Source organism: Microbacterium jejuense (assembly GCF_019511665.1).
GTDB classification, from domain to species: domain Bacteria; phylum Actinomycetota; class Actinomycetes; order Actinomycetales; family Microbacteriaceae; genus Microbacterium; species Microbacterium jejuense_A.
In genome coordinates, this window is record NZ_JAEUAW010000001.1 from 244,865 (window position 1) to 250,074 (window position 5,210).

5 protein-coding genes are annotated in these 5,210 nt (G+C 69.2%); all 5 read left to right on the forward strand.

What is annotated here, in order from left to right:
- The first annotated feature begins 47 nt into the window (after positions 1-47).
- The 5 genes from JNB62_RS01125 to ccsB are packed head-to-tail and all read left to right on the forward strand — an operon-like array spanning position 48 to position 4,932.
- Entirely contained in the window at positions 48-677 is a 630-nt protein-coding gene (locus tag JNB62_RS01125; RefSeq protein WP_220299032.1) for a histidine phosphatase family protein, read from the forward strand.
- Complete coding sequence (locus JNB62_RS01130; RefSeq protein WP_220299033.1) at positions 674-1,288, forward strand: TlpA family protein disulfide reductase; 615 nt, start codon at positions 674-676, stop codon at positions 1,286-1,288. The genes JNB62_RS01125 and JNB62_RS01130 overlap by 4 nt, the downstream gene beginning before the upstream one ends.
- Positions 1,285-2,130, forward strand: a complete 846-nt coding sequence (locus tag JNB62_RS01135; protein WP_220299034.1) for a cytochrome c biogenesis CcdA family protein — start codon at positions 1,285-1,287, stop codon at positions 2,128-2,130. Before JNB62_RS01130 ends, JNB62_RS01135 begins: the two co-directional genes overlap by 4 nt.
- On the forward strand, positions 2,111-3,850 hold the full coding sequence (resB, locus tag JNB62_RS01140; protein WP_220299035.1) for a cytochrome c biogenesis protein ResB: 1,740 nt from the start codon (positions 2,111-2,113) through the stop codon (positions 3,848-3,850). The genes JNB62_RS01135 and resB overlap by 20 nt, the downstream gene beginning before the upstream one ends.
- Before the next feature lie 5 nt (positions 3,851-3,855).
- Positions 3,856-4,932 carry a c-type cytochrome biogenesis protein CcsB gene (ccsB, locus tag JNB62_RS01145; RefSeq protein WP_220299036.1) on the forward strand — a complete coding sequence of 359 codons (1,077 nt, stop codon included), beginning with the start codon at positions 3,856-3,858 and terminating at the stop codon, positions 4,930-4,932.
- Positions 4,933-5,210 lie beyond the last annotated feature (278 nt).

The window sequence follows — 5,210 nt, forward strand, 5'->3', positions numbered from 1 at the left end:
GCGAACGCTCAGCCGGTCCACAGAAGACGCCCACGTAGACTGGTGCGGTGCCCGCCGCTCGCCTCCATCTCGTGCGCCACGGGGAGGTCCACAACCCCGCCCGCGTGCTCTATGGGCGACTCCCCGGGTATCGCCTCAGCACCGACGGCCGGCGCATGGCGCGGCAGGCGGCGGAGTACGTGAAGTCGCTCGAGCGGCCGGTCTCTGTGCTCATCAGCTCGCCGCTGCAGCGCACGCAGGAGTCGGCCGAGCCGTTCACCGAGCTCTTCGGCATCGAGCCCGTCATCGACGAGCGGGTGATCGAGCCCGCGAACGTGTTCGAGGGCAAGCGCATGGCGCGCGCACTCGTGAACCCCTGGAACTGGCGTCACCTGCGCAAGCCCGCGCTGCCCAGCTGGGGGGAGCCGTACGCCGATGTCGTGGGCCGCATGAACAAGGCCATGACCGAGGCGTGGGAGCGGACGGACTCGGGCGACGTCGTCATCGTGTCGCACCAGCTGCCCATCTGGATCACCCACCTCGCCGTCACCGGGCAGCCGCTGCGGCACGATCCTCGCGCGCGACGCTGCGCGCTGTCGAGCGTGACGAGCTTCGAGATGGTCGACGGCAAATGGACCGAGACCGCCTACGCCGAACCGGCGTCGACGGCGGGCGCAGTGGATGTGGGGGCGGTATGAGCCGGGGATTCTCGAGGGTTCGGGCGGCGGCATCCGTTCTGCTCAGCCTGGGACTCGTCGCAGGCCTCGCGGCGTGCGCCGCCGACCCGCTGGCCGACCAGTACCGCGAGGGCGACAACAAGGGGTTCGTCGCCGCCGCCAACGGCTTCGAGGTCGTCGAGATCAAGGCCGCCGACCGCACCGACCCGATCGAGTTCGAGGGCGTGCTCGACACCGGCGACAAGACGAGCAGCGCCGACTACGCGGGCGACGTCACCGTCGTGAACTTCTGGTACGCCGGCTGCGCGCCGTGCCGCGTCGAGGCGCCCGAGCTCGCGAAGGTGTACGACGCGTTCGAGGGTCAGGACGTGAAGTTCCTGGGGGTCAACCTCTACGACGGCGCCGAGGCGTCGCAGGCGTTCGCCAAGAAGTTCGGCGTGCAGTACCCGAGCGCGCTCACCACGGTCGACGGGTCGATCAAGCTCGCGTTCGCCGGGGCCACGCCGCTCAACGCCGTGCCGGTGACCCTCGTGCTCGACAAGGAGGGGCGCGTCGCCGCACGCCTCATCGGGCAGATCGAGGAGCCGTCGATCCTCGAGACCCTCGTGCGCGAGACGCTGGAGGAGTCGTGAGCCTCGGCGAGCTCGTCGCCGACGGGTCGCTCCTCATCGCCATCCCGATCGCCCTCCTCGCCGGCGCCCTGTCGTTCCTCTCTCCCTGCGTGCTGCCGCTCGTGCCCGGCTACCTCGGCTTCATCGGCGGTGCGGTCGCGCCGCGTGGTCCCCGGTCGTTGAGCGAGCGAGGAACGCGCGAGACGAAACGCCCCGACGCCACCGCCACCTCAGGCGCGTTTCGTCTTCGGGCGCCAGAGCGCCCTCCGCTCAACGACCGGGAGCAGAAGGGCCGTCTGGTTCTCGGCGTGCTGCTGTTCATCGCCGGGTTCACTGTGGTGTTCGTCAGCATGGCGATGCTCGGCGGCACGGTCGGCCGGTTCCTGCTCGAGTACGCCGACATCATCACGCGCGTGCTGGGGGTGCTGATCATCGCGATGGGGCTCGTCTTCATCGGCTGGTTCGGGCTCGCGCAGCGCATCGCGCGTCCGCAGGTGCGCGGCAACCTCGGGCTCATCGGCGCACCGCTGCTCGGCATCGCGCTCGCGATCGGCTGGGCGCCGTGCATCGGACCCACCCTCGCGGTGATCCTCACGATGTCGTTCGACTCCGGGTCGGTGGGCAGGGCGGCGCTCCTCGGCGTCGCGTACTCGCTCGGGCTCGGCATCCCGTTCCTTCTCATCACGCTCGGATTCGGCTGGGCGACGCGCTCGGTCACGTTCGTGCGTCGTCACATCCGCGTCGTCAACCTCATCGGCGGCGGTCTGCTCATCCTGCTCGGCCTGCTGATGGTGACCGGCGTGTGGACCGTGGCGATGGCCCAGCTCCAGGGGGTGTTCACGAGTGTCCCGGCCCCGCTCTGACGCTTCAGCAGGCTCAGCGACCGAGGGCGGATCGGATCCGCTGCGTCCGGCCGACCACGCCGACGGCGCGGCATCCGACGAGGTGACGCAGCCCACGCTCGGCGTGATCGGCTGGCTGCGGTGGGGGTGGCGCCAGCTCACCTCGATGCGCACGGCCCTCGTGCTGCTGCTGCTCCTGGCGATCGCCGCCGTGCCGGGCTCGCTCGTGCCGCAGCGCAGCGCCGACCCCAACGGCGTGCGCCAGTACTTCGTCGACAACCCCGATCTCGCACCGGTGCTCGACAAGCTGAGCCTGTTCGACGTGTACACGTCGCCGTGGTTCTCGGCGATCTACATCCTGCTCTTCATCTCGCTCGTGGGCTGCGTCATCCCGCGCACGAAGCACCATTTCAAGGCCATGCGGGCGAAGCCGCCGCGCACCCCGGCGCGCTTGTCGCGGCTGGACGCCCACCGCTCCGAGATCCTCGAGTACTCGGACGACGTGGATGCCGCAGCCGCCGCCGCGACCGCGGTGGAGGCGGCGGAGCAGCAGCTGCGCAAGTCCGGCTATCGCGTCGAGCGCTACGACACCGCGAAGTCGCTCTCGGTGTCGGCGGAGCGCGGCTACCTGCGTGAGACGGGAAACCTGGTGTTCCACGCGGCGCTCGTCGGGGTGCTGCTGGCCGTTGGCATCGGCGGCGGGTTCACGTACACCGGGCAGACGGTCATCATCGAGGGCCGCACGTGGGTCAACACGATGCTCGACTACACGTCGTTCAACCCCGGCCGGTTCGTCGACGAGGACGCACTCGCGCCGTACGCGCTCACCCTCGACCGGTTCGACGTGACGTATCAGCCGAACGGATCGCAGGGCTCCGGCATGGCCGGCGACTTCGTCGCGAATCTGACGACGCAGTACGCGGGCCAGGCGACGAAGAAGGGCGAGGTGCGCGTCAACCACCCGCTCGACATGGCGGGCGACCGCATCTACCTCATGGGCAACGGCTACGCGCCGACCCTCACGATCCGCGACGCGGACGGCGAGGTCGTGTTCTCGGAGGCCGTGCCGTTCCTGCCGCAGGACACGAACATGACCTCGCTCGGCGTCATCAAGGTGCCGGACGGCCTCAGCGACCAGGTGGGCCTCGTCGGCTTCTTCTACCCGACCCAGGTCAAACTCGACAGCGGCGCATACACGTCCAGCTACCCGGCGCTCATCAACCCCGTCGTCACGCTCGACGTGTACGTGGGTGACCTCGGCATCGACGGTGGCGTGCCGAAGTCGGTGTACACCCTCGACACGAGCGAGATGGACAAGCTGACGGGTGTCGGCACCGACGTGAAATCGCTCGAGCTCGCACCCGGCGAGACCGCCGAGCTTCCGGGAGGCCGCGGCACGGTGACGTTCGAGAACGAGGCGCCCGCCGGTGCGCAGGGCTATGACGGGTCGGTCAAGCGGTACGTCTCGCTGTCGATCCATCGGGATGCCGCGGCCACGTGGGTGCTCGTCTTCGCGGTGCTCGCCCTCGCCGGGCTGCTCGCCGCGCTGTTCGTGCCGCGCCGCCGCATGTGGGTCAAAGCCGTCGTGCAGGGACACACCGTGCACCTGGAGTACGCCGGGCTCGCCCGCGGCGAGGACCCGACACTCGCGGCCGCCGTCGACCAGTTCGCCGTCAAGCACCTGGCCTCGCTGCCCGACACCGCCCGGACCCCGTCCGAGACCACCCCCGACGTAGACTGAGGATCATGCCCGACGCCACCCCCTTCTCGCTCGACACGGTCTCGGTGCTGCTGGTCTGGACGGCCATCGCGATCTACGCCCTCGCCTTCATCGCTTACACCGTCGACCTGTCGCGCCGCGGCGCCGTCGCCGTCGAAGCGAAGGACGCGGCGGCGAAGGATGCCGCGACGAAGGCCGTCCGGGAGCGTGAGCTCGTGACCGCCGCGGGCTACGCGGGCTCCGAATCGGTCGCGGCGCTGCGCGCACAGGAGTCTGCATCCGAAGAAGCGCTCAACGCTCCGGTCGGGCAGCGCGCGCGTCTCGTGTGGGCACGCATCGGCACGTCGCTGACGGTGCTGGGCTTCCTGTTCCACGTGGGCGGCGACGTGACGCGTGGCCTCGCCGCCGGTCGCGTGCCGTGGTCGAACATGTACGAGTTCGCGCTCACCGGCACGATGCTCATCGTCGCGGTGTACCTCGCGGTCCTGTTCCGCTACGACCTGCGGTTCCTGGGCACGTTCATCACGGGCCTGGTGGTGGTGCTGCTGGGCGGCACCGCCATCTGGTTCTACACCGAGATCGTCCCCCTCATGGACCCACTGAAGTCCGTGTGGCTCGTCATCCACGTGTTCGTCGCGTCGCTGTCGACGGCCATCTTCGCGCTCGCCTTCGGCCTGTCGGTGCTGCAGCTCATGCAGGCCCGGCGCGAGCGGAAGGTCGCCGCCGCGGCGGCCGAGCCGTCGCAGAACGCGGTCAAGACGGGCCCGCGGTTTCTGCGCACGCTGCCCAGCGCCGATGCGCTGGAGTCGCTCGCGTACCGCTTCGCCATCATCGGCTTCATCTTCTGGACCTTCACGCTCATCGCCGGCTCGATCTGGGCGAACGACGCGTGGGGGCGCTACTGGGGCTTCGACACCAAGGAAGTCTGGACTTTCGTCATCTGGGTGCTCTACGCCGGGTACATCCACGCGCGTGCAACGCGCGGTTGGCGCGGGTCTCGGTCGGCCTGGCTGTCGATCATCGGCTTCACCGCGGTGCTCTTCAACTTCACGATCGTGAACATGTTCTTCAAGGGTCTGCACGCCTACTCAGGCCTCAACTGACCCGTCTTTCCGCGACATTCCGTTCACGGAATGCGGTGATCGCCGCGCCCGTTCCCACGGGAATGTGCGACGCGCCCTTGACGGATCCTCACAGGCAGGTCTAGCTTTGCGCCTGTTCGGTCCGCCGATCGCTCGCCCTCGTGGCGCACGGTCGACGACACCGAGTGGGGTTGAGATTCAGGGGTATCAGGGTCATCGCCGGGGTTCGGGGGAGCCGCCAAGCGGATCGAAGTGCACCGGCGCGTTGTCAAGTTCGTCCAACGAGCGACAGGCGCGTC

Coding starts and splice junctions, on each gene's coding strand:
- JNB62_RS01130 (WP_220299033.1), top strand. CDS start 674: ATGAGCCGGGGATTCTCGAGGGTTCGGGCGGCGGCATCCGTTCTGCTC.
- ccsB (WP_220299036.1), top strand. CDS start 3,856: ATGCCCGACGCCACCCCCTTCTCGCTCGACACGGTCTCGGTGCTGCTG.